The organism is Serratia sp. 2880STDY5682894, from assembly GCF_001537385.1.
Taxonomy (GTDB): Bacteria; Pseudomonadota; Gammaproteobacteria; order Enterobacterales; family Enterobacteriaceae; genus Serratia; species Serratia nevei.
In genome coordinates, this window is sequence record NZ_FCJA01000003.1 from 422,171 (window position 1) to 444,134 (window position 21,964).

Sequence of the window (21,964 nt, forward strand, 5' to 3'; positions counted from 1 at the left end):
TCGCGGCGATGGGGCCAGGGGATCACGCCAGCGTGACGTCGCCCTGCAGCTGGCAACTGCAGGCCAGCACATAGCCCTGAGCTACCTCTTCCGCGCTCAGCGTCATGGTGCTGGTGGTGGTGTAGTCACCCTCGAGGATGCGGGTTTTGCACGAGCCGCACACCCCGGCGCGGCAGGCGGCGTTGACCGGCAGGGCATTGGCTTCCATCGCCGCCAGCAGCGTGCTGCCGACCGGCACGCGGAATTCGCGCAGCGGGCGGGCGGCGCGCAGCGTCAGCCCTTCAGTGGCATCGGCCTGCGTTGTCGGCGTGTGGAACTGCTCTTTATGGAAACGTTCGGCCGGCACGCCGAGCCGGCGGCAAAGCTGCTCCACCTGTTCCATGTAGGGCGCAGGGCCGCAGGTCATCACCGTGCGTTCGGCGATATCCGGCGCCGCCTGCCGCAGCGTCTGTTCATCGATGCGGCCGCTGAGATAGCCGGGTTGCAGATCCCGCTCGGCCATCAGCGTCAGGCGCAGCTGCGGATGGGCGGCGCACAGCGCGCGCCATTGATCGGCGAAAATCGTGTCGGCGGGGGTGCGCACGTTAAAGATCACGGCGATATCGCAGGCCGGATGGTTGGCGGTCAGCCAGCGGCACATCGAGACGATCGGCGTCACGCCGCAGCCGGCGGCCAGCATCAGATAACGATCGGCCGGGTGACGCTCGCAGCTGAACTCGCCCTGGGCATCGGACAGCCACAGCGTGTTGCCGGGCTTGACCTCTTGTGTCAGCCAGCGCGACCCGACGCCGTCCGGCAGGCAGCGCACGCTGATGCTGAGAAAGCGGCTCTGGCCGGGCGAGGAGGAGAGCGTATAGGCGCGCAGCGTCTCCTCGCTGTTGCGGATGCTGACCAGCGCAAACTGGCCCGCCTGATAAGGGTAGAAAACGTCGCAGATCAGGTTCAGCGTCCAGACGTCGGCGGTTTCACGCTGGATGGAATGCACCTGCATGCGGTTCGGGCAAAGCGGAGTGGGTTGAGTCATCGGGGCACCTCAAAAAGCAAAGGGGCCGGCGCAGGCGGCCCCATAACGTAACGGCATCAGGCGAGCAGCGCGTTGATATCCTGCTCGACGGTGGTGATCGGACGCAGGCCGAATTTCTCGTTGAGGATCGCCATCAGGTTGTCGGTCAGGAAGCCCGGCGCAGTCGGGCCGGTAACGATGTTTTTCACCCCCAGCGACAGCAGCGTCAGCAGAATGACGATCGCCTTCTGTTCAAACCAGGACAGCACCAGGCTGAGCGGCAGCTCGTTGACGCTGCAGCCGAGCGTGTCCGCCAGCTTGACCGCCAGCATGATGGCGGAGTAGGCGTCGTTGCACTGGCCGACGTCCAGCAGGCGCGGCAGCCCTTCCAGGGTGCCGAAGTCCAGCTTGTTGAAACGGTACTTGCCGCAGGCCAGCGTCATGATCAGGCAGTCTTGCGGCACGCTGCGGGCGAAGTCGGTGAAGTAGCTGCGCTCGTCGCGGCTGCCGTCGCAGCCGCCGACCAGGAAGACGTGGCGCAGTTTTTTCTGCGACACCAGATCGATCACCGTGTCGGCGGCGTTCAGCAGCGTCTGGCGGCCGAAGCCGACGGTGATCAGGTGCTCAATCTCGGTGTAAGGGAAGCCGTTCATGCCCTGCGCCTGGCGGATCACGGCGCCGAAGTCGTCGCCTTCCAGATGGTTGACGCCCGGCCAGCCGACGATGCTGCGGGTCCAGATGCGATCGCCGTAGTTGCCGACGTTCGGATCGATGATGCAGTTAGAGGTCATCACGATCGGGCCGGGGAATTTGGCGAATTCCGTCTGCTGGTTCTGCCAGCCGCTGCCGTAGTTGCCCACCAGATGCTTGAATTTTTTCAGTTCCGGATAGCCGTGCGCCGGCAGCATTTCGCCGTGGGTGTAGACGTTGACGTTTTGCCCTTCGGTTTGTTCGAGCAGCATGCGCAGATCTTTCAGATCGTGGCCGGAGATCAGAATGGCTTTCCCGGCCACCGGGCGCACGTTGACCGCGCTGGGCTGCGGATCGCCGTAGGCCTGGGTTTCGCCGCGATCGAGGATCGCCATCACGTTGAAGTTCATCTTGCCGATGCCCATGGCGTTGTTCAGAAGGGTATCGACGTCGCGCGGCCGGGTGCCGAGCCAGGCCATAAAGGCGTGGTAGTCGGCATAGAGCTGCTCGTCGAACTGGCCGAGCACGTGCGCGTGTTCCATATAGGCCGCCGCGCCTTTCAGGCCGTACAGGCACAGCATGCGCAACCCGTGGACGTCGTCGCCTACCTCGGCCTTGTCACTGTTGAGGGCAAACTGCGCCGCCTGTTGCAGCAGCGCAGGCATATCGTCACCGGCCAGCTGCAGCGCCGCCATCGGGTGATCGACGCGTACGCCGGCGTCCAGCAGCCGGCAACGGGCGGCCAGCGAATCGCGCAGCAGCAGGGTTTCGCGCGCGTAGCCGATGATGCGCTGAGAGTCGAAGTTAACGTTGGTCAGGGTGGAGAAGAAGGCGCGCGGGGCGAAGCTGTCGATCTCGTGGTCGACGATGCCCAGCGAACGCGCCTGCAGCGCCCAGGCGGAAAGCCCCTGCAGCGCCGCCACCAGCAGATCCTGCAGATCGGAGGTTTCCGCCGTCTTGCCGCACATGCCCTGAGCATACGCGCAGCCGTTGCCTGCCGGGGTACGGATGGTTTGTTCACATTGCACACAGAACATAGTCGCTTCCTTTTATTTTTAAAGTTGCATTTGTAATGCTTGTTTAAAAGCATAGATCGGCGATCGGGGTTGCAAAAGGCTTTTGTGCGACTACTGCGGGCAAGTTTGATTTAGCGCAATTTTGCCGTGCGGATGGGAATTATTACGCTTTGGGGGCCGGGCGGCCCCCAGGGGAAAGGATCAGGAGAACAGGGCGATCAGCACCGGCGCCAGCAGGCTGAGCAGGAAGCCGTGCACGATGGCGGGGGGCACCATGTCCAGCCCGCCGCTGCGCTGCAGCACCGGCAGGGTGAAGTCCATCGAGGTGGCGCCGCACAGGCCGAGGGCGGTGGAGCGGCTGCGGCGCACCAGCGTCGGGATCAGCATGATCGCCACCAGCTCGCGCGCCAGATCGTTGAAGAACGCGGCGCTGCCCATCACCGGGCCGTAGGCGTCGGTGATCAGAATGCCCGACAGCGAATACCAGCCGAAGCCGGAGGCCATCGCCAGCCCGGCCTTGACCGGCAGCCCCAGCAGCTGCGCCGCCAGCGCGCCGCCGGCCAGCGACGCGACGGTCACCACCAACGCCACCAGCGTGCCACGGCGGTTGAGCACGATCTGGCGCAGCGTCATGCCGCTGTTGCGCAGCTGAATACCGACCAGCAACAGCAGGAAGATCAGCGCATATTCGCTGCCTTTATGGGCGAACTGCAGCCATTGCCACTGCGTCAGGCCGAGCAGGAAGCCGCCGAGCACCACGCCGCACAGCTTGAGCGACTCCAGCGCCATGTGCACGCGCGAAGGCAGCTTTTCCTGTTTATGGCTGCTGCGCCACGGCATGCGCCGCTCCAGCAGCGTCAGCAACAGCAGATTGGCGCAGAGAATGCAGAAGAAGAACACCGCGCTGTACTGGAAGATCAGCACCAGGTTACTGCTGAGATCTTCCATGAACGCCAGGCTGATACCCATGAAAAACAGGATCACGTACACCATCCAGCTCAGCAGCCGGTTGATCAGCACCAGCAGCGGGCGATGGCGTAAGGGAATGAGGTAACCGACAATCAGCGGTAACAGAATAATCAACAGTCCTGAGTACATGGTGCAGCTTGTGTCCTTGAGTTTTGAAGCGCGCCGAACGGCGGCGAGGAGCACACGCTAACCAAAAGCCCGGCTGGAGTAAAGCGGCAGATTTGACGTTGGCCGCTTGACCTGCAAGGGGTTTTTTGACCATGCTCTGTGAAGGTCACCTCATTGAAGAGGCGACGGCGCGCACGGGAGGCGGCGGATGTTCTTGGAGCGTATCGAAATTGTAGGTTTTCGCGGCATTAATCGGCTGTCCCTGATGCTGGACGACAACACGCTGTTGCTCGGCGAAAACGCCTGGGGTAAATCCAGCCTGCTGGATGCGCTGACGCTGCTGCTGGCGCCGGAGCAGAAGCTGTATCGGTTTGAAGCGCACGACTTTCATTTTCCCCCCGGTGAAGAGTCGGCCAAAGAGCGCCACCTGCAGGTGGTGTTCACCTTCTGCGAAAAAGACATCGGCCATGCGCACCTGCCGCGCTATCGCCACCTGACGCCGCTGTGGGTCAAGGGCGAGGATGGCCTGAGCCGCATTCATTATCGCTGCGAGGGCGAGCTGGCCGACGACGGCACGGTGTGCACCTGGCGCGGTTTTCTCGACGCCGACGGCAACGCCTTTCAACTGCACCATATCGAACAGCTGGCCCACGCCATCATCCGCATCCACCCGGTATTGCGCCTGCGTGACGCGCGCTTTATTCGCCGCCTGCGCCCCAGCAGCCTCGGCGATGAACGCAAACCCGATACCCAGGCGCTGGCGCAGCAGCTGGATCAGCTGACGCGCGAGCTGGTGCGCAATCCGCAGAAGCTGACCAACGGTGAGCTGCGCCAGGGCCTGGCGGCCATGCAGCAGCTGCTGGAGCACTATTTTGCCGAGCAGAGTTCGCAGGTGGCGCGGCCGCGCCGCCGCGGCGGCGAACCGGAGCAGGATGCCTGGCGTGCGCTGGACGGCATCAACCGCATGGTGGCCGAACCGAACAGCCGCAGCATGCGCCTGATCCTGCTCGGGATGTTTTCCACCCTGCTGCAGGCCAAGGGCGACGTCAAGCTGGATCCGCATGCCCGGCCGCTGCTGCTGGTGGAAGACCCGGAAACTCGCCTGCACCCGATCATGCTGTCGGTGGCCTGGGGGCTGCTCAATCAGCTGCCGCTGCAGCGCATCACCACCACCAACTCCAGCGAACTGGTGTCGCTGGTGCCGGTGGAGCACGTCTGCCGGCTGGTGCGCGAGTCGGGGCGGGTCGCGACCTACCGTCTCGGGCCGCGCGGGCTGAGCGCCGAAGACGGGCGGCGCATCGCGTTTCACATCCGTTTCAACCGGCCGTCGTCGCTGTTCGCCCGCTGCTGGCTGCTGGTGGAAGGCGAGACCGAAGTGTGGCTGCTGAACGAGCTGGCGCGCCAGTGCGGCTACCATTTCGAGGCGGAAGGGGTGAGGGTCATCGAATTCGCCCAGTGCGGCCTGAAGCCGCTGCTGCGCTTTGCCCGCCGCATGGGCATCGAGTGGCATGCGCTGGTGGACGGCGACGAGGCGGGAAAAAAGTACGCCAATACCGTGCGCAGCCTGCTGGACAATCATGAAGACAACGAGCGCGATCGGCTGACCGCGCTGCCGGCGCCGGACATGGAGCACTTCATGTTCCGCGAAGGGTTCGGCCCGGTTTATCACCGGATGGCGTCGGTGCCGCTCAACGCGCAGATGCCGGTGCGCAAGGTGATCCTGAAAGCGGTCCACCACTCGTCGAAGCCGGATCTGGCGATCGAGGTCGCGATGCAGGCCGGCGAATGGGGCACGGACTCGGTGCCGCCGCTGCTGAAGAAAATGTTCTCACGGGTGATCTGGCTGGCGCGCGGCCGGGCGGACTGACGGCCAGCCGGGCGTTATCGGGCGCAGAAATGCGCCGCCAATCCTTGTTCCAGCTCGTCCAGCAGCTGATAGCGGCGGCGATACTCGGCGCGCTTCTTGCTGGCAATCTCTTCGATCGGCTTGCGAGCGATGCGTTCGGGCAGCAGGAAATAGCCGCTGTCGAGCGGTTTGGCGCCCATCGACAGCCAGAACTGATCGTAATCGGCGTGCAGTTTGTCCTTCTTCTTACTCTGGTAACGCCAGTTTTGATAGATATGGGTGGCGTTGCCGACCGCCACGATCTGGCGGATACCGAGGTGCCGCGCCAGCGTGCAGATGCCTTCCAGCACCAGGCGTTTGGGGAACAGGCCGTGACACTCTTTGGTGGTGTGCTGGATCTCGGCGTGCGGCACCTCATGGTTGGCGCCCTGCAGGCCGCCGATGAACAGCGTGGGTTGCTGCTGATAATGCATCAGCGCAAAGGTGATCTCCGCCAGCATCACGCCGTTGGCGTTGCGCAGCAGCAGCGTGGCTTCCCCTTCCTTATTCAGCTTGTCGATCGCCGCCAGTTCCAGCGCGATCGGCGCTTCGTTTTTGCCCATCGCGCTGGCCAGCACGAAAGACTGCGGGCCGAGGTGGCCGAGGCGCATCTTCAGCGGCATGCGCTGCGCGATGAGATCGTAATGATCGCGCAGGGCGAACAGGCATTCGATCTTGCTCATGTTGGCCGCCAGATACGGGCGATGCAGTTTGCACGGCAGGTTCGGCTGCGCGCTCAGGATCTCTTCCAGCAGCGGGTTGCTGGCCAGGGTGCTGAGCAGGCCGCTGGTAGTGCGCCAGTTGAGCAGCGAACGGCCGAGAAACTTCAGGCGAAACGAGGTTTTTTTCCAGGCGTTGCTCGGTGCCTTTTCGCCATTGATCAGCGCCGTCATCAGTTGCCAGCCGTTAAGCGGCCGGGCGGAGGCGAGTGGGTAGCTGAGCTGTGACATGATGAAATCCTTGGCTGTATTGAATGGCGCTATTTCATCAAGGCTTCACTAAACGGGAGTTCAATGCTGAACTGTAACCAGGCGTGTCTCCACATTGTGTTGAGCTAAGGTTTAGTTATTCCCTACGGTGCGTGCTAATTTAGCTCCGCCGCCGCAATGGGCGGTTGATATTCACAAGCACAGGCAGGTCAATTTTGACAGGGTTTAAAGGACATAAACGCCGCTGGATACTCGTTCTGGCGGTCATTGCGGCGCTTGCCGCGGCGGCCGTTTGGCACTTTCGCCATCCGGCGCCAACCGATTTCAAAACGGTAAAGGTCACCCAGCGCGATCTGCAGCAGAACGTGTTGGCGACCGGCCAACTGGACGCGGTGCGCAAGGTCGACGTCGGCGCGCAGGTCAGCGGGCAGCTGGAAAAGCTGTATGTCGAGATCGGCGACAAGGTGAAGAAAGGCCAGTTGCTGGGGGTTATCGATCCGCAACAGGCGCAGAACAGCATCCGCGAAGGCGAGGCGACGCTGCGTGAACTGCATGCGCAACTGCTGCAGGCGCAGGCCGAACAGCAGCTGGCGGCGGTCACGCTGCAGCGCAACCAGGCGTTGGCCAAGCTGCAGGCGGTGTCGCGCCAGGATCTGGATCAGGCGGCGACGCAGCTGGCGGTGAAGAAGGCGCAGGTGGGCACCATCAATGCGCAGATCGCGCGGAACCAGGCCAGCCTGGATACCGCCAAGATCAACCTGGCCTATACCCGCATCGAGGCGCCGATGGATGGCGACGTGGTGCAGATCACCACGCTGCAGGGCCAGACGGTGATCGCGGCGCAGCAGGCACCGAACATTCTGACGCTGGCGGATCTCGGCACCATGCTGGTGAAGGCGCAGGTATCGGAGGCCGACGTCATTAATCTCAAGCCGGGTCAGAAGGCCTGGTTCACGGTGCTGGGCGATCCGACCCGGCGCTTCGACGGCGTGCTGAAAGACATTCAGCCGACGCCGGAAAAGGTCAACAACGCCATCTTCTATTATGCGCGTTTCGAAGTGCCCAACCCGGAAAGGTTGCTGCGCTTGCAAATGACGGCGCAGGTGCATATTCAGCTGGCCGGCGTCGAGCAGGCGCTGGTGATCCCGCTGGCGGCGCTGGGCGATCAGATCGCCGACAATCGCTACCACGTCTCGGTGCTGAAACAGGGCAAGGAAGAGAAGCGCGAGGTGGCTATCGGCCTGCGCAACAATATCGACGTGCAGATCCTCAGCGGCCTCGAGGCGGGCGATGAGGTGATCGTCAGCCGCGGCGGCGTGGAGGCCGGCTGATGGCGGCGCTGTTGCAGCTGAGCGGCATCCGCCGCAGCTACCGTTCCGGCGAGCAGACGGTGGAGGTGCTGAAGGGGATCAGCCTGAGCATTGAAGCCGGTGAAATGGTGGCGATCATGGGGGCCTCCGGCTCCGGCAAATCGACGCTGATGAACATTCTCGGCTGTCTGGACAAGCCGAGCGCCGGCGTGTATCGGGTGGCCGGGCAGGATGTGGCCACCCTGAGCGACGATGCGCTGGCGCAGCTGCGGCGCGAGCATTTCGGCTTTATCTTTCAGCGCTATCATCTGCTGCCGCACTTGAGCGCGGCGCACAACGTCGAAGTGCCGGCGGTGTACGCGGGGCTGGGCAAAGCGGCGCGGCGCGAACGGGCGGTGGCGCTGTTGCGGCGTCTGGGGCTGGGGGAGCGCGTCAACTACCGGCCGAGCCAGCTTTCCGGTGGCCAGCAGCAGCGCGTCAGCATCGCCCGCGCCCTGATGAATGGCGGGCAGGTGATCCTGGCGGATGAACCGACCGGCGCGCTCGACAGCCACTCCGGCGAAGAAGTGATGGCGATCCTCAAACAGCTGTGCGCCCAGGGCCACACCGTGATCCTGGTGACCCACGATCCGGCGGTAGCGCGCCAGGCGGAGCGGATCATCGAGATCCGCGACGGCGAGATTATCGCCGATTCGCGTCCGGCACCGCAGGAGAATGCGCAGGCCAAGCCGCTGGCGCTGGCCGCGGCGGCGGCTTCCTGGCTGCAGGTGGGCGGCCGTTTCCGCGAGGCGCTGGTGATGGCCTGGCGTGCGATGGCGGCCAACAAGATGCGCACCGCGCTGACCATGCTTGGCATCATTATTGGCATTGCCTCGGTGGTGTCGATCCTGGTGATCGGCGACGCCGCCAAGCAGATGGTGCTGGCGGACATCAAATCCATCGGCACCAACACCGTCGACATATACCCCGGCAAGGACTTCGGCGATGACGATCCGACCTACCGGCAATCGTTGAAATACGGCGATCTCGATGCGCTGCGCGAACAGCCTTACATCAGCGCGCTGTCGCCGAGCATCAGCAGCAGCATGCGGCTGCGCTTGGGCAACGTCGACGCGGCGGCCAACGTCAACGGCGTCAGCGAGCAGTTCTTCCGCGTGTACGGCATGAGCTTTACCCAGGGCGTCGGCATCGATCCGCTGCAGGTGCAGTCGCAGGCGCAGACGGTGGTGATCGACGCCAATACCCAGCGGCGGCTGTTCCCGCACCAGAAGAACGTGGTGGGCGAGGTGATCCTGGTAGGCAACATGCCGGCGACGGTGGTCGGCGTGGCCAAGGAGAAGCAGTCGATGTTCGGCAGCAGCAAGACGCTGAACGTGTGGGTACCTTACAGCACCATGGCCAACCGGCTGATGGGCAACAATTATTTTGACTCGATCACCGTTCGCATCCGCGACGGCTACGACAGCAAGGAAGCGGAACAGCAGCTGTCGCGCCTGTTGACGCTGCGCCACGGCAAGAAGGACTTCTTCACCTATAACATGGACAGCCTGGTGCAAACCGCCGAGAAAACCACCCGCACGCTGCAGCTGTTCCTGACGCTGGTGGCGGTGATTTCGCTGGTGGTCGGCGGTATCGGCGTGATGAACATCATGCTGGTGTCGGTGACCGAACGCACGCGCGAGATCGGCATCCGCATGGCGGTGGGGGCCCGTTCCGGCGACGTGTTGCAGCAGTTCCTGATCGAGGCGGTATTGGTCTGCCTGGTGGGGGGCGCGCTGGGGATTACGCTGTCGTTCGCCATCGGTCTGGCGGTGCAGCTGGTATTGCCGGGCTGGCAGATCAGCTTCCCGCCGGCGGCGTTGCTGAGCGCGTTCCTTTGTTCCACCGGCATCGGGGTGGTGTTCGGCTATCTGCCGGCGCGCAATGCCGCGCGGCTGAATCCGATCGATGCGCTGGCGCGCGAGTAAGTAAAAGGCATAAAAAATGCCAGTCACACGGCGGCTGGCATTTTTATCGCAGTCACGGTCAATGCAGCGCGACGCTGCCGGAAGCGTTTAGGACAGCGCCTCGCTTTCCACCGGCACAATAAGGCTGGCATGGTTCCCTTTTGGCCCTTGATGCACGTCGAAGCTGACCTGCTGGCCCGCCTTCAACGTTCTGTAACCATCCATCTTGATGGTGGAATAATGCGCGAAAATATCTTCGCCACCGCCGGCTGGGCAGATGAAGCCAAAACCTTTGGCGTTGTTAAACCATTTAACAGTACCCGTCTCCATGCTTTTACATCCCTCGCAACGCTATTTTAAGTGAGATGAATAACTGATTTCGCACCCGCCGTGGGCGGGTAGCAGCGTGGACAAAGGGTGGTTAAAAGACCACCAGCCACGAATTTACACTCTAGAGCAAATGATCGGGCCGTCAAGGGATCGGCTTTTGTCGGCGGGGAGCAGTTCACCAAAGTTTGAAGCAGGTAACGCTATTGCCACGATTCAGTCACAATTGGCCCGTTTTTTTGCGCACGTTACAGTGCGGCGGGACGAAGCCGAAGATGATAAAATAGTAACTATCCCCCACTTTGAATAACCGAAACCTGCCCCCATATAAGAGGGCAGAGCAGAGAAGATGAGCAGCGATGGGCAATAACAACGACTGGCTAAACTTTGAACACTTGGCCGAAGAAAAACAAATCGATGCGGTAAAACCGCCGTCTATGTATAAAGTTATACTTAACAACGACGATTACACACCGATGGAATTTGTGATTGACGTTCTGCAAAAGTTCTTTTCTTATGATATTGAACGCGCAACGCAACTGATGCTCACGGTCCACTATCAAGGCAAGGCGATCTGTGGTGTTTTTACCGCCGAGGTGGCGGAAACCAAAGTCGTCCATGTGAACCGGTACGCAAGGGAGAATGAGCATCCGTTGCTTTGTACGCTGGAAAAAGCCTGAATAAGGCAATCTATTGGGGAGGTGCTTATGCTCAATCAAGAACTGGAACTCAGTCTCAACATGGCTTTCGCCAGGGCGCGTGAGCACAGACACGAGTTTATGACCGTGGAGCACCTGTTGCTGGCGTTGCTGAGCAACCCTGCCGCGCGAGAAGCGCTTGAGGCATGTACGGTGGATCTGGCCGCGTTGCGCCAGGAGCTGGAAGCCTTCATCGAACAAACCACACCGACGCTGCCCGCCGGCGAAGAAGAGCGCGACACTCAGCCGACGCTCAGCTTCCAGCGCGTGCTGCAGCGCGCGGTCTTCCATGTGCAATCTTCCGGCCGCAGCGAAGTGTCCGGCGCCAACGTGTTGGTGGCCATCTTCAGCGAGCAGGAGTCGCAGGCGGCCTATCTGCTGCGCAAACACGACGTCAGCCGTCTCGACGTGGTGAACTTTATTTCACATGGCACGCGTAAAGACGAGCCGGGCCAAGCGCCGAATGCGGAAAACCCGGTGAACGAAGAGCAGTCCGGAGGGGAAGACCGTATGGAAAACTTCACCACCAACCTCAATCAGTTGGCCCGTGTGGGCGGCATCGATCCGTTGATCGGCCGCGATCGTGAGCTGGAGCGCGCGATTCAGGTGCTGTGCCGCCGTCGTAAAAACAACCCGCTGCTGGTCGGCGAATCCGGCGTCGGCAAGACCGCCATCGCCGAGGGCCTGGCCTGGCGTATCGTGCAGGGCGACGTGCCGGAAGTGATGGCGGACTGCACGCTGTATTCGCTGGATATCGGTTCACTGCTGGCCGGCACCAAATACCGCGGCGACTTCGAGAAGCGTTTCAAAGCGCTGCTCAAGCAGCTGGAACAGGATCAGAACAGCATTTTGTTCATCGATGAAATTCACACCATCATCGGCGCCGGCGCGGCTTCCGGTGGGCAGGTGGATGCCGCCAACCTGATCAAACCGCTGCTGTCGAGCGGCAAGATCCGGGTGATCGGCTCGACCACCTACCAGGAGTTCAGCAACATCTTCGAAAAGGATCGCGCCCTGGCGCGCCGTTTCCAGAAGATCGACATCACCGAGCCGACGGCGGAAGAGACCGTTCAGATCATCAACGGCCTGAAGGCCAAGTATGAAGCGCACCACGACGTGCGTTATACCGCCAAGGCGATCCGCGCCGCGGTGGAGCTGTCGGTGAAATACATCAACGATCGTCATCTGCCGGACAAGGCGATCGACGTGATCGATGAGGCGGGCGCCCGCAGCCGGTTGATGCCGGCCAGCAAGCGCAAGAAAACCGTCAACGTGGCCGATATCGAATCCGTGGTGGCGCGCATCGCTCGCATCCCGGAGAAAACCGTGTCGGCCAGCGATCGCGACGTGCTGAGAAACCTGGGCGATCGCCTGAAGATGCTGGTGTTCGGCCAGGATCAGGCGATCGAAGCGTTGACCGAAGCGATCAAGATGAGCCGCGCCGGTCTGGGCCACGAGCGCAAGCCGGTCGGTTCCTTCCTGTTCGCCGGGCCGACCGGGGTCGGGAAAACCGAGGTCACCGTACAGTTGGCCAAGGCGATGGATATCGAGCTGCTGCGTTTCGACATGTCCGAGTACATGGAGCGGCATACTGTCAGCCGTCTGATCGGCGCGCCTCCGGGCTATGTCGGTTACGATCAGGGCGGGCTGCTGACCGATGCGGTGATCAAGCATCCGCATGCGGTGGTGCTGCTCGATGAGATCGAGAAGGCGCATCCGGACGTGTTCAACCTGCTGCTGCAGGTGATGGACAACGGGACGCTGACCGACAACAACGGCCGCAAGGCGGACTTCCGCAACGTGATCCTGGTGATGACCACCAACGCCGGGGTACGGGAAACCGAACGCAAATCGATCGGCCTGGTGCAGCAGGACAACAGCACCGACGCGATGGAAGAGATCAAGAAGGTGTTTACGCCGGAGTTCCGCAACCGTCTGGACAACATCATCTGGTTCAACCATCTGTCTACCGAGGTGATCCAGCAGGTGGTCGACAAGTTCATCGTCGAACTGCAGGCGCAGCTGGATGCGAAGGGCGTCTCGCTGGAAGTGAGCGACGAAGCGCGCGACTGGCTGTCGGTGAAGGGCTACGACCGTGCGATGGGGGCTCGCCCGATGGCGCGCGTCATGCAGGAGAACCTGAAAAAACCGTTGGCCAACGAACTGCTGTTCGGCTCGCTGGTGGACGGCGGTTCCGTGAAGGTCGAGCTGGACAAGGACAAGAAACAGCTGACCTACCACTTCCTCAGCGCCGCCAAACGCAAGGCGGACGAGGGCGCGGTACACTAAGGCTGCCTTCAGGCAAAGAAAAAGCGATGCTTCGGCATCGCTTTTTTTATGGGTGAGATTCACCGTACAACAGAAACGAGTGAGCCCTCTCAGTTTACCTGCGCACCTGCAACCCGTTGTGTAACGTCGCTGCGGGGGTAAACGGAAAGGGCTCCCGAGGGATTACATCCTCGATGCCGCCAGCGTGTGGCGCGCGGTGAGCCGATTAACGGCTACGGAAGACAATGCGGCCTTTGCTCAGGTCGTACGGGGTCAGCTCTACAGTGACTTTGTCGCCCGTCAGGATGCGGATATAGTTTTTACGCATTTTACCGGAGATGTGTGCGGTTACCACGTGCCCGTTTTCCAATTCAACGCGGAACATGGTGTTCGGCAGCGTATCAAGAACGGTGCCCTGCATTTCAATATTGTCTTCTTTGGCCATCGAATCCTCTAGGTCTAACTACCTTAGTTTTTAACCGGCAAGATAATGCCGAAAAACCCCCATTATGTAAAGATGTGTCGGTGAACATTGCACCGTTTCCACCAATTAGTTTACTGGAGAGGGCGGTTCAGCCGGCTGTGGGGATATGACTTGCGGCTCCCAGCACGCCGGCGCCAAAGGCCGCCGTTGAAGGGTGCTGAGCTGCTGCAAAAATTGACGGCGCGGAATTTCACGCGCGCCAAGGCGGGCAGTGTGAGCGTTCAGCACCTGGCAGTCAATCAATTCCCCGCCATAAGCGGCAAAATGGCGGCAAAAGGCCATCAATGCGCATTTTGAGGCGTTGGTAACGCGGCTGAACATCGATTCGCCGCAGAACAACGCGCCCTGCGCCACGCCGTACATGCCGCCGACCAGTTGATCATCCTGCCACACCTCCACCGAGTGCGCATAGCCGAGGCGGTGCAGATGCTGATAGGCGCGCTGTACCTCCGGGCCGATCCAGGTGCCTTCATCCGGCCGGTGGGCGCAGGCGGCGATCACCGCGGCGAAGTCGTGATTGAGCGTGATGCGAAACGGATCGTGGCGCAAAAAGCGTTTCAGGCTGCGGTTGAGATGAAACTCGGCAGGGAACAACACCGCACGCGGATCGGGCGACCACCACAGAATCGCTTCCCCCGGCGAGTACCAGGGGAAAATGCCGCGCTCGTAGGCCGCCAGCAGCCGCGGCGCCGTCAGGTCGCCGCCGATAGCCAGCAGGCCGTTAGGGTCGCGCAGGGCGCCCTCAGGCGAGGGAAACGCCAGCGACTGGGGGGAAAGTTTAACGATGCGCATACAGGCTCTCTGCGTCCTCTACGGGCCGATTACGGCGCCAGGTTGCTGATACGGTTGCGAAAGCGGGCATAGCGGCCCTGCCGGCGCATCAGGGTGACGTGATCGCCCTGTTCGACAATCCGGCCGTCGTCCATCACGCAAATGCGGTCGAGATGCTCCAGGCCGTACAGACGGTGCGTCACCAGGATCAGCGTTTTGCCCTGACAATGCCGGCGCAGCAGCGCCAGGATCTGCTGCTCGGTTTCGGCGTCCAGCCCTTCGGTCGGTTCGTCGAGCAGCAGCAGCGGGGCTGGGTGCAGCAGCGCGCGGGCGATGCCCAGACGGCGCTGTTCGCCGCCGGACAGCTGCCGGCCGCCTTCGCCCAGCCAGGCGTTCAGCCCGCCGTCGCTGTCCAGCAATTTGCCGAGCCCCACCTGCTGCAGTACCTCGCTCAGGCGAGCGTCGTCGGCGTCCGGCGCGGCCAGCCGCAGGTTTTCCCGCAGCGTATCGCTGAAGATATGCACCCGCTGGCTGACGACCGTGGTCATCCGACGCAGCGTGGTTTCATCATAATCCTCCAGCGGTTCGCCGTTGAGCAGAATGTTGCCGCCGTCGGTGCGCCAGGCGCGGGTCAGCAGCTGCAGCAGGGTGGACTTGCCGCAGCCGGTGCGGCCGAGCAAGGCGATGTGTTCGCCGGCCGCGACCTCGAGCGTGACGTCGCGCAGCACCGGCTGCGGCTGGTCGGGGTAGGTGAAACTCAGCTGCCGCAGGCTAAGCTGAGCCCGATCAGCGGCGGCCGGGCCGGTGGCCGGGAAGGTGACCTCCGGCTGACGATCGATGATCTGTTTGACCCGCGTGGCGGAGGCGATCACCTGGCCGAGATGCTGGAAGGCACCGGCGACCGGCATCAGCGCTTCGAACGACGCCAGCGCGGCGAAGACGAACAGTGCGATCAGCGCGCCGGGCTGGGTATCGCCGCCGATGCCGGCGGCGGTCAGCCACAGCAGCAGCGTCACCGTCAGCCCGCTGGCGAGGAGCATCAGCGCCTGCGCCTTGCCGCTCAGCGAGGCTTGCTGCCACTGGCGGCGTTGCCACCGCTGTTCGGTGGCGTTCAGCGTCTGGCGGAAGTCGTTGACGGCACCGAACACCACCAGCTCGGCCTGCCCCTGCAGCCAGGCGGTTAGGTCGGTTCGGTATTGGCCGCGCAGGGCGGTAAGCTGGCCGCCGATCGGCTTGCCGGCGCGATAGAACACCGGCGGCACCAGCAGCAGCAACAGTAACAGAATGCCGCCCAGCGTCAGGGCGAGCGCAGGATCGAGCCAGCTCAGGCCGTAGGTGACCACCAGGATCACCACCGCCGCGCTGATCAGCGGCGAGATCACCCGCAGATAAAGATGATCCAGCGTGTCCACGTCCGCCACCAGGCGGTTGAGCAGCTCGGCTTGGCGGAAGCGGGCGATGCCGCCCGGCGTCAGCGGCAGGATCTTGCTGAAGGTGAACACCCGCAGATGCGACAGTACGCGGAAGGTGGCGTCGTGGCTGACGACTCGCTCGGCATAGCGCCCGGCGGTGCGGAAGATCGCCGCGCCGCGCACGCCGGCGGCCGGCAGCATGTAGTTGAAGGTCAACAGGCCCGCCAATCCGGCCAGCGACGAGGCGGCCAGGAACCAGCCGGAGAGTGCCAGCAGGCCGATGCTGGCCAGCAGAGTGACGATCGCCAAAAGGATGCCCAGGCTAATCAGCAGGCTATGGCGGCGATACAACGCCAAAAACGGCAGCAAAACGCGCATGATTAAAGCTCCCCGCGGCGATGGGCGATCAGAGTGGCAAACAGGCCCGGTTGGGCGCTGAGGGTGGCGTAATCGCCCTGTTGCACGATGCGCCCGTTATCCATCACCCAAATCTGATCGTAGTCTTCGGTATCTTCCAGCTGGTGCGTCACCAGCAGGGTGGTTTGCTGATGCGAAGCGGCATTCAACGCCTGCATCACCCGCTGTTCGCTGTGGGCATCGAGGCTGGCGGCCGGTTCATCCAGCAGCAGCAGGCGGCGCGGACCGATCAGCGCCCGGGCGACCGCCACGCGCTGCGCCTGGCCGACCGACAGGCGAGCGGCGTTGTCGCCCACTTCGGTGTCGAGCCCCTGCGGCAGATAAGGGAGCAGTTCGCTGACGTAGGCGAGTTCCACCGCCTGCTGCAGCTGCGCTTCGTCGGCCTGCGGGCAGCCCAGCAGAATATTGGCGCGCAGGGTTTGCGCCGGCAGATGCGGGTTCTGGCCGACCCAGCTCAGCTGCTGGCGCCAGGTTTCGGCGGACAGTTCACGCAGCTCAATGCCGTTGACGGTCAACGACCCGCGATAGGGCAGGAAGCCGAGCAGCAGATTCAGCAGCGAGCTTTTACCGGCGCCGCTCAGCCCGACCAGCGCCACGCGCTGCTGCGGTTGCAGGGTGAAGCTCAGCGGCCCGGCCAGCAGTACGCCGTTCGGCGACAGGATTTCCAACGCGTTCGCCTGCAGCGTCAGCGGTTGATCGGCGGGCAGTTGCCGCGTGCCGTTGCCCATCTGCTCGCCTTCGGCGCTGAGGAAGGTTTCCAGCGCTTCCGCCGCGCCGATCGCCTGCGCTTTGGCATGGTAGAAGGTGCCGAGATCGCGCAGCGGTTGGAAAAACTCCGGTGCCAGAATCAACACCAGAAAACCGGAAAACAGCGTCACGCCGAGGCCGTAGCTGCCGAAGTTGAGTTCACCGAGGTAGGAAAAGCCGAAGTACACCGCCACCACGGCGATGGAGATCGAGGCGAAGAACTCCAGCACGCCGGAAGAGAGGAAGGCCAGGCGCAGCACTTCCATGGTGCGGCTGCGGAAGTCTTCGGAGGATTTGGCGATCTGCGCGGTTTCGGCCTGCGCGCGGTCGAACAGCCGCAGGGTGTCCAGGCCGCGCAGGCGGTCGAGGAAGTTGCCGCTCAAGCGCGCCAGCGCCACGAAGTTGCGGCGGTTGGCGTCGGCGGCTCCCATGCCGACCAGCGCCATAAACAGCGGGATCAGCGGCGCGGTTGCCAGCAGAATGATGCCCGCGGCCCAATTGATCGGGAAGACGGCGATCAAAATCAGCAGCGGGATGAAAACCGCCAGATACATCTGCGGCAGATAGCGCGAGTAATAGTCCTGCATATCCTCGATCTGTTCGACGATGATGCTGGCCCAGCTGCCCGCCGGTTTGCCCTGGATCCAGGCCGGGCCGAGCTGCTGCAGCTTATCCAGCACCTGTTGGCGCATGCGCTGGCGGATCACCTGCCCACACAGGAAACCAATCCGTTCCCGCAGCCAGCTTAACAGCGCCCGCAGCGCGAACGCGGCGGCCAGCCAGATAAACGAAGGGATCAGCTGTTCGCGCGGGGTATGTTCGATGATCAGGGCGTGCAGCAGGCTGGCCAGCAGCCAGGCCTGCGCCACGATCAGCAGGCTGCTGAACAGCCCCAACAGCATGGAAAGGCGCAGCCAACGCTGCGCTAACGAACTCTGGGTTTTAAGCCAACGGGTTAACTGTTGCTGTCTGGTTTTTTTCATCAGATATGCGTCTGCATCGCCGGCGCCCGTTTGTTACGGGCTGGGTTAACGTACTGTTAAATAATAGTGTTTGGCGCAATCGGCGGCAAACAAGCGAGGTCCCATGTTACCTCGTCACCCGGCAGACTGAAAATAATAAAGCGGCCAAATGTGGCTATAACAGACGCGTTACCGACTATTTGACTTCCTCACTTGCGGCCTCGGCTTCCAGAGCGGCGCACACCGACGCTCGCTCTGCGATCCGCGCCACATAATGCTGGAGCGGCGGCCACTCGCTCAGCGAAATCTCGAAGCGCGCCATCCAGCGCAACACGGTAAATAGATAAGCGTCTGCGACGCTGAAATGCGTTCCCAGCAGATAAGTTTGTGGTGCCAAAGCTTGCGCGATATAACCCAATCGCCGCCTCAACTTGTCGCGCAGCAACGCCTTGGCGCCGTCGGGCAGGGCGTCATTGAATAAAGGGGCGGCGCCGGCATGGATCTCGCTGGTGATGAAATTAAGCCATTCCTGCAGCCGTACCCGCTCAAAGGCCGTCGGTGGCGGCGCCAGCCGGCGCTCTGGGCGCAGGTCGGCGAGGTATTGAACGATAGCGGAGCCTTCGGTGATCACATTGCCATCGTCCAGTTGCAGGGCGGCGACGTAACCTTTGGGGTTGATGCGATAGAAATCCTCACCGTCGGCGCAGCGCTTGCTGCGATTGTTCACCCTGATCAGGGTGAAGGGGAGCGCTAATTCGCGCAGGACGATATGTGGGGCAAGCGAGCAGGCATCGGGAGCAAAATACAGCTTCATGCTATTTCCTTGTGGGTCAATGAGAACGCTTGCCACAGCATGCCGACGCGGGCACCGGCGGGAAAATGGAAATTTCAGAAAGCCGCTATTAGCTCAGCGACTGGCCAGAGTTTGCTCCTGTTCTCGCAGGTAACTCAGCAGGGTTTGGACGGGGAGCCGGGCCGCCGCCTCGGATGAGCACGCGAGGCCGAAACGGCGATAAATCGGCGCAACGAGCGGCAGAGCGCAAACCCCAAGCGCGTCGGGCGGGATCACGGACGCGGGCATCAGCGCGACGCCCGTGCCTTCCCTGACCAGCGTCAATGCCGTTTGCCAATCGCTGACGGTGGCGCGGATATCGGCCAGCGCCAGGCCCGACTGCTGCGCCAAGCTTTGCGCATTCAGATCGCACCCGCCGGTCGCCAGGATAAAAGGCAGCCGGAACAGGGCATCCAGCGCCACCGGCCGCCGCGCTCGCGCCAGCGGATACGCGCTGGGCACGACCGCCAGCCAGGCATCCTCTCCCAAAGGGAAGCACTGCCGCTCCGGCGCCGGATTGAGCACCACGCCGATGTCTGCCGTCGCCGATGTTAACCAGCTCTCCACTTCGTGATCGGTGCCCTCGAGCGTAATCAGCTCAATGTCGGGGTACAGACGGCGAAATTTACGCAGCAGCGGCGGCAACAGCTTGCTGAATGCCGACGGGAAACTGGCCAGGCGTATTTTGCCCGCGTGTGCGTTGCCGGCTTGTTGCGCACACTGCTGAATGGCCCGCAGTGCTTCCAACATCGTGCGGGCATGGGCGACGATCTGCTGGCCGCTTTGGGTCAGGACGACATTGTGCGGTTGGCGCACCAAAAGCCGGGTGCTCAGCATTGTCTCCAGTTGAGCGATGGCCTGGCTGGCGGCAGACTGCGTCATACCGCAGATCGCCGCAGCCTGAGTGATGGTGCCGTTGTCGGCGACGGCAACCAGCAGGCGCCAGTGAAGAAGATTATGCATCGGCGTGCATCCTCTTGAGGAGCGAAGACAAAAAAAGCGGCTCGAGAGCCGCTTTTTGCTGGTGGCGAGAAAGTCTTAGCAGACTTCTGCGCCGGCGATGCCGTCCAGGTAACGCTCTGCGTCCAGCGCCGCCATACAGCCGGTGCCGGCGGAGGTGATCGCCTGGCGGTAAATGTGATCCATCACGTCGCCTGCGGCGAAGACGCCGGGGATGGTGGTTTGGGTCGCATTGCCGTGAATGCCGGACTGCACCTTGATGTAGCCGTTTTCCAGCTCCAGCTGGCCGCCGAAGATGCCGGTGTTCGGGCTGTGGCCGATGGCGATGAACACGCCGGCCAGTTCCAGTTCGCGGGTTTCGTTTTCCGCTTTGGTGCTGCGGATACGCACGCCGGTCACGCCCATTTCATCGCCCAGCACTTCGTCCAGCGTATGGTCGGTGTGCAGCACGATATTGCCGCTTTTCACTTTTTCCATCAGCCGGTCGATCAGGATCTTCTCCGAACGGAAGCTGTCGCGGCGGTGGATCAGGTGAACCTCGGCGGCGATATTGGACAGGTACAGCGCTTCTTCAACGGCGGTGTTGCCGCCGCCGACCACGGCGACTTTCTGGTTGCGGTAGAAGAAACCGTCGCAGGTCGCACAGGCGGAAACGCCTTTACCCTTGAACGCGTCTTCGGAAGGCAGGCCAAGGTAGCGGGCGGAGGCGCCGGTTGCGATGATCAGCGCGTCGCAGCTGTATTCACCGCTGTCGCCGAACAGGCGGAACGGACGCTGCTGCAGATCGACGCTGTTGATGTGATCGAAGACGATTTCAGTCTGGAACTTCTCCGCATGCTCGCGCATGCGCTCCATCAGCGCCGGGCCGGTCAGGCCTTCGGCGTCGCCCGGCCAGTTTTCCACTTCGGTGGTGGTGGTCAGCTGGCCGCCTTGTTCCATACCGGTGATCAGCACCGGGCTCAGGTTGGCGCGCGCCGCGTAAACGGCGGCGGTGTAACCGGCCGGGCCGGAGCCCAGAATCAGTAATTTGCTATGTTTAGCCGTGCCCATGAATAACCTCTTTATTCCACAATGGCGGACAATGGAACCGATTGTAGGGAAAATGGCGCAGTAAAAAAAGCGCCGGGCGACGTTGTTAACGATTTGTATGATAGTTGTCGCCTATTAATGCACCCGCTGTCGGCAAATCGTACGCTGAACGCAGAAATTTACCTTATCAAAGCCGCATTCGGTTGCCGAATCGCCAACCGCGCAAAAACGGCGCATTCTGCGACTTCAGCCGCTCCCTGCCGGGGTTTATCTGCCAGCGATTCATAACCAAAAATGGGATGCAGACTTTTCGTGACGGTACGTTGTTCTGATTTTGCTTCTTTTACTTTGACAATCCGCTGCGCATTTGCGAAAACATCATAGGAAGAAGAAATTATCCCCGTAACACCAGCAAATCGTACGTATTTGCGCCGCGAGGCGGCAATGCGCGGTGGATGTGCGGAGCAGGGCGCGCAAGCGTTTGCAGATTTTTTCTCGACCTAAACGTCGTTACCGGCGTCGCGCGGGGTTGGACAGACAGGCTGCGCGGCGTGGAATGATGGTAGTGAAGAAGCATATGACAGGCATCGGGTCTTCGCTTGGAACGAACCCTTACACATTGACGTTGGCTAGGGTGTGGCAAGTGCACGGAAGAAAATAAGAGAGACAATAATAATGGCAGACAACAAGAAACGCCCGGGTAAAGATCTTGACCGTATCGACCGCAACATCCTGAATGAGCTGCAGAAGGATGGGCGTATTTCGAACGTCGAGCTTTCGAAGCGCGTGGGGTTATCCCCGACACCATGTTTAGAACGCGTGCGCCGTCTCGAGCGCCAGGGTTTCATTCATGGCTATACCGCATTGCTCAACCCGCATTATCTGGATGCGTCCCTGCTGGTTTTCGTGGAGATCACGCTGAACCGCGGCGCGCCGGATGTGTTTGAGCAATTCAACTCGGCAGTGCAGAAGCTTGAAGAAATTCAGGAGTGTCATCTGGTTTCCGGCGATTTCGACTACCTGTTGAAAACCCGCGTACCGGACATGTCGGCTTACCGCAAACTGTTGGGTGAAACCTTGCTGCGTTTGCCGGGGGTCAACGACACCCGTACCTACGTAGTGATGGAAGAAGTGAAACAGAGTAACCGTCTGGTTATCAAAACACGGTAAGGTGCAGGTGCAAAACCTGATTAAATTGGTT

18 protein-coding genes are annotated in these 21,964 nt (G+C 61.9%); 6 read left to right on the forward strand and 12 right to left on the reverse strand.

The genetic code is table 11. The annotated features are described in order from the left end of the window. Window positions 1–22: 22 nt before the first annotated feature. The 3 genes from hcr to AWX27_RS10280 all read right to left on the reverse strand — a co-directional run bounded on the left by hcr (window position 23) and on the right by AWX27_RS10280 (window position 3,807). Window positions 23–1,024: an NADH oxidoreductase gene (hcr, locus tag AWX27_RS10270; RefSeq protein ID WP_060421694.1), complete on the reverse strand. Its 1,002-nt coding sequence runs from the start codon at window positions 1,022–1,024 to the stop codon at window positions 23–25. 56 nt (window positions 1,025–1,080) lie between these two features. Then, window positions 1,081–2,730: a hydroxylamine reductase gene (gene hcp, locus AWX27_RS10275; protein ID WP_060421649.1), complete on the reverse strand. Its 1,650-nt coding sequence runs from the start codon at window positions 2,728–2,730 to the stop codon at window positions 1,081–1,083. Window positions 2,731–2,910: 180 nt separating this feature from the next. Then, window positions 2,911–3,807, reverse strand: a complete 897-nt coding sequence (locus AWX27_RS10280) for a LysO family transporter (protein WP_060421699.1) — start codon at window positions 3,805–3,807, stop codon at window positions 2,911–2,913. 187 nt (window positions 3,808–3,994) lie between these two features. Between AWX27_RS10280 and AWX27_RS10285 the strand changes: the two genes are divergently transcribed. Beyond that, complete coding sequence (locus AWX27_RS10285) at window positions 3,995–5,653, forward strand: ATP-dependent endonuclease (RefSeq protein WP_038880734.1); 1,659 nt, start codon at window positions 3,995–3,997, stop codon at window positions 5,651–5,653. A 14-nt stretch (window positions 5,654–5,667) separates the two neighbouring features. Here the strand turns inward: AWX27_RS10285 and AWX27_RS10290 are convergent, their stop codons facing one another. Continuing rightward, window positions 5,668–6,621 (reverse strand): VirK/YbjX family protein, encoded by a 954-nt coding sequence (locus AWX27_RS10290; RefSeq protein WP_060421702.1) that lies wholly within the window; start codon window positions 6,619–6,621, stop codon window positions 5,668–5,670. 194 nt (window positions 6,622–6,815) lie between these two features. Here AWX27_RS10290 and macA point away from each other — a divergent pair, with 194 nt between their 5' ends. Both macA and macB read left to right on the forward strand, forming a co-directional pair. After that, entirely contained in the window at window positions 6,816–7,931 is a 1,116-nt protein-coding gene (macA, locus tag AWX27_RS10295) for a macrolide transporter subunit MacA (protein WP_060421705.1), read from the forward strand. Further along, window positions 7,931–9,877, forward strand: a complete 1,947-nt coding sequence (gene macB, locus AWX27_RS10300) for a macrolide ABC transporter ATP-binding protein/permease MacB (protein WP_060421708.1) — start codon at window positions 7,931–7,933, stop codon at window positions 9,875–9,877. The genes macA and macB overlap by 1 nt, the downstream gene beginning before the upstream one ends. 87 nt (window positions 9,878–9,964) lie before the next feature. On the opposite strand, the gene cspD is transcribed toward macB, so the two are convergent. Then, complete coding sequence (gene cspD, locus AWX27_RS10305; protein WP_004928349.1) at window positions 9,965–10,186, reverse strand: cold shock-like protein CspD; 222 nt, start codon at window positions 10,184–10,186, stop codon at window positions 9,965–9,967. A 356-nt stretch (window positions 10,187–10,542) separates the two neighbouring features. Between cspD and clpS the strand changes: the two genes are divergently transcribed. Together clpS and clpA are read left to right on the forward strand one after the other, a co-directional pair. Beyond that, window positions 10,543–10,863 carry an ATP-dependent Clp protease adapter ClpS gene (gene clpS / locus AWX27_RS10310; RefSeq protein ID WP_004928347.1) on the forward strand — a complete coding sequence of 107 codons (321 nt, stop codon included), beginning with the start codon at window positions 10,543–10,545 and terminating at the stop codon, window positions 10,861–10,863. Between the two features lie 27 nt (window positions 10,864–10,890). Further along, window positions 10,891–13,170 carry an ATP-dependent Clp protease ATP-binding subunit ClpA gene (clpA, locus tag AWX27_RS10315; RefSeq protein WP_004928343.1) on the forward strand — a complete coding sequence of 760 codons (2,280 nt, stop codon included), beginning with the start codon at window positions 10,891–10,893 and terminating at the stop codon, window positions 13,168–13,170. 205 nt (window positions 13,171–13,375) lie between these two features. Here clpA and infA read toward each other — a convergent pair whose 3' ends face one another. The 7 genes from infA to trxB all read right to left on the reverse strand — a co-directional run bounded on the left by infA (window position 13,376) and on the right by trxB (window position 20,784). After that, window positions 13,376–13,594 carry a translation initiation factor IF-1 gene (gene infA, locus AWX27_RS10320; protein ID WP_002211347.1) on the reverse strand — a complete coding sequence of 73 codons (219 nt, stop codon included), beginning with the start codon at window positions 13,592–13,594 and terminating at the stop codon, window positions 13,376–13,378. 105 nt (window positions 13,595–13,699) lie between these two features. After that, window positions 13,700–14,425: a leucyl/phenylalanyl-tRNA--protein transferase gene (gene aat, locus AWX27_RS10325; RefSeq protein ID WP_047727955.1), complete on the reverse strand. Its 726-nt coding sequence runs from the start codon at window positions 14,423–14,425 to the stop codon at window positions 13,700–13,702. A gap of 29 nt (window positions 14,426–14,454) precedes the next feature. Then, window positions 14,455–16,194, reverse strand: coding sequence for a heme ABC transporter ATP-binding protein/permease CydC (cydC, locus tag AWX27_RS10330; RefSeq protein ID WP_060421712.1), 1,740 nt, complete (start codon window positions 16,192–16,194; stop codon window positions 14,455–14,457). A 2-nt stretch (window positions 16,195–16,196) separates the two neighbouring features. Next, a complete protein-coding gene (gene cydD / locus AWX27_RS10335; protein ID WP_060421717.1) occupies window positions 16,197–17,963 on the reverse strand; it encodes a heme ABC transporter permease/ATP-binding protein CydD in 1,767 nt (588 codons plus the stop codon). 175 nt (window positions 17,964–18,138) lie between these two features. Then, on the reverse strand, window positions 18,139–18,756 hold the full coding sequence (gene gstA, locus AWX27_RS10340) for a glutathione transferase GstA (RefSeq protein WP_060421720.1): 618 nt from the start codon (window positions 18,754–18,756) through the stop codon (window positions 18,139–18,141). A 93-nt stretch (window positions 18,757–18,849) separates the two neighbouring features. Then, a complete protein-coding gene (locus AWX27_RS10345) occupies window positions 18,850–19,737 on the reverse strand; it encodes a LysR family transcriptional regulator (protein ID WP_060421725.1) in 888 nt (295 codons plus the stop codon). A gap of 75 nt (window positions 19,738–19,812) precedes the next feature. Further along, window positions 19,813–20,784 carry a thioredoxin-disulfide reductase gene (gene trxB, locus AWX27_RS10350; RefSeq protein ID WP_047727946.1) on the reverse strand — a complete coding sequence of 324 codons (972 nt, stop codon included), beginning with the start codon at window positions 20,782–20,784 and terminating at the stop codon, window positions 19,813–19,815. 654 nt (window positions 20,785–21,438) lie between these two features. Between trxB and lrp the strand changes: the two genes are divergently transcribed. After that, on the forward strand, window positions 21,439–21,933 hold the full coding sequence (gene lrp / locus AWX27_RS10355) for a leucine-responsive transcriptional regulator Lrp (RefSeq protein ID WP_004928318.1): 495 nt from the start codon (window positions 21,439–21,441) through the stop codon (window positions 21,931–21,933). The last annotated feature ends 31 nt before the right edge of the window (window positions 21,934–21,964 follow it).

Excerpts from the sequence above, each read along its gene's own strand:
- AWX27_RS10280 (WP_060421699.1), bottom strand. The coding sequence starts at position 3,807 with ATGTACTCAGGACTGTTGATTATTCTGTTACCGCTGATTGTCGGTTAC.
- clpA (WP_004928343.1), top strand. The coding sequence starts at position 10,891 with ATGCTCAATCAAGAACTGGAACTCAGTCTCAACATGGCTTTCGCCAGG.
- infA (WP_002211347.1), bottom strand. The coding sequence starts at position 13,594 with ATGGCCAAAGAAGACAATATTGAAATGCAGGGCACCGTTCTTGATACG.
- aat (WP_047727955.1), bottom strand. The coding sequence starts at position 14,425 with ATGCGCATCGTTAAACTTTCCCCCCAGTCGCTGGCGTTTCCCTCGCCT.
- hcp (WP_060421649.1), bottom strand. The coding sequence starts at position 2,730 with ATGTTCTGTGTGCAATGTGAACAAACCATCCGTACCCCGGCAGGCAAC.
- AWX27_RS10285 (WP_038880734.1), top strand. The coding sequence starts at position 3,995 with ATGTTCTTGGAGCGTATCGAAATTGTAGGTTTTCGCGGCATTAATCGG.
- clpS (WP_004928347.1), top strand. The coding sequence starts at position 10,543 with ATGGGCAATAACAACGACTGGCTAAACTTTGAACACTTGGCCGAAGAA.
- cspD (WP_004928349.1), bottom strand. The coding sequence starts at position 10,186 with ATGGAGACGGGTACTGTTAAATGGTTTAACAACGCCAAAGGTTTTGGC.
- lrp (WP_004928318.1), top strand. The coding sequence starts at position 21,439 with ATGGCAGACAACAAGAAACGCCCGGGTAAAGATCTTGACCGTATCGAC.
- cydC (WP_060421712.1), bottom strand. The coding sequence starts at position 16,194 with ATGCGCGTTTTGCTGCCGTTTTTGGCGTTGTATCGCCGCCATAGCCTG.
- macB (WP_060421708.1), top strand. The coding sequence starts at position 7,931 with ATGGCGGCGCTGTTGCAGCTGAGCGGCATCCGCCGCAGCTACCGTTCC.
- gstA (WP_060421720.1), bottom strand. The coding sequence starts at position 18,756 with ATGAAGCTGTATTTTGCTCCCGATGCCTGCTCGCTTGCCCCACATATC.
- AWX27_RS10345 (WP_060421725.1), bottom strand. The coding sequence starts at position 19,737 with ATGCATAATCTTCTTCACTGGCGCCTGCTGGTTGCCGTCGCCGACAAC.
- trxB (WP_047727946.1), bottom strand. The coding sequence starts at position 20,784 with ATGGGCACGGCTAAACATAGCAAATTACTGATTCTGGGCTCCGGCCCG.
- AWX27_RS10290 (WP_060421702.1), bottom strand. The coding sequence starts at position 6,621 with ATGTCACAGCTCAGCTACCCACTCGCCTCCGCCCGGCCGCTTAACGGC.
- cydD (WP_060421717.1), bottom strand. The coding sequence starts at position 17,963 with ATGAAAAAAACCAGACAGCAACAGTTAACCCGTTGGCTTAAAACCCAG.
- hcr (WP_060421694.1), bottom strand. The coding sequence starts at position 1,024 with ATGACTCAACCCACTCCGCTTTGCCCGAACCGCATGCAGGTGCATTCC.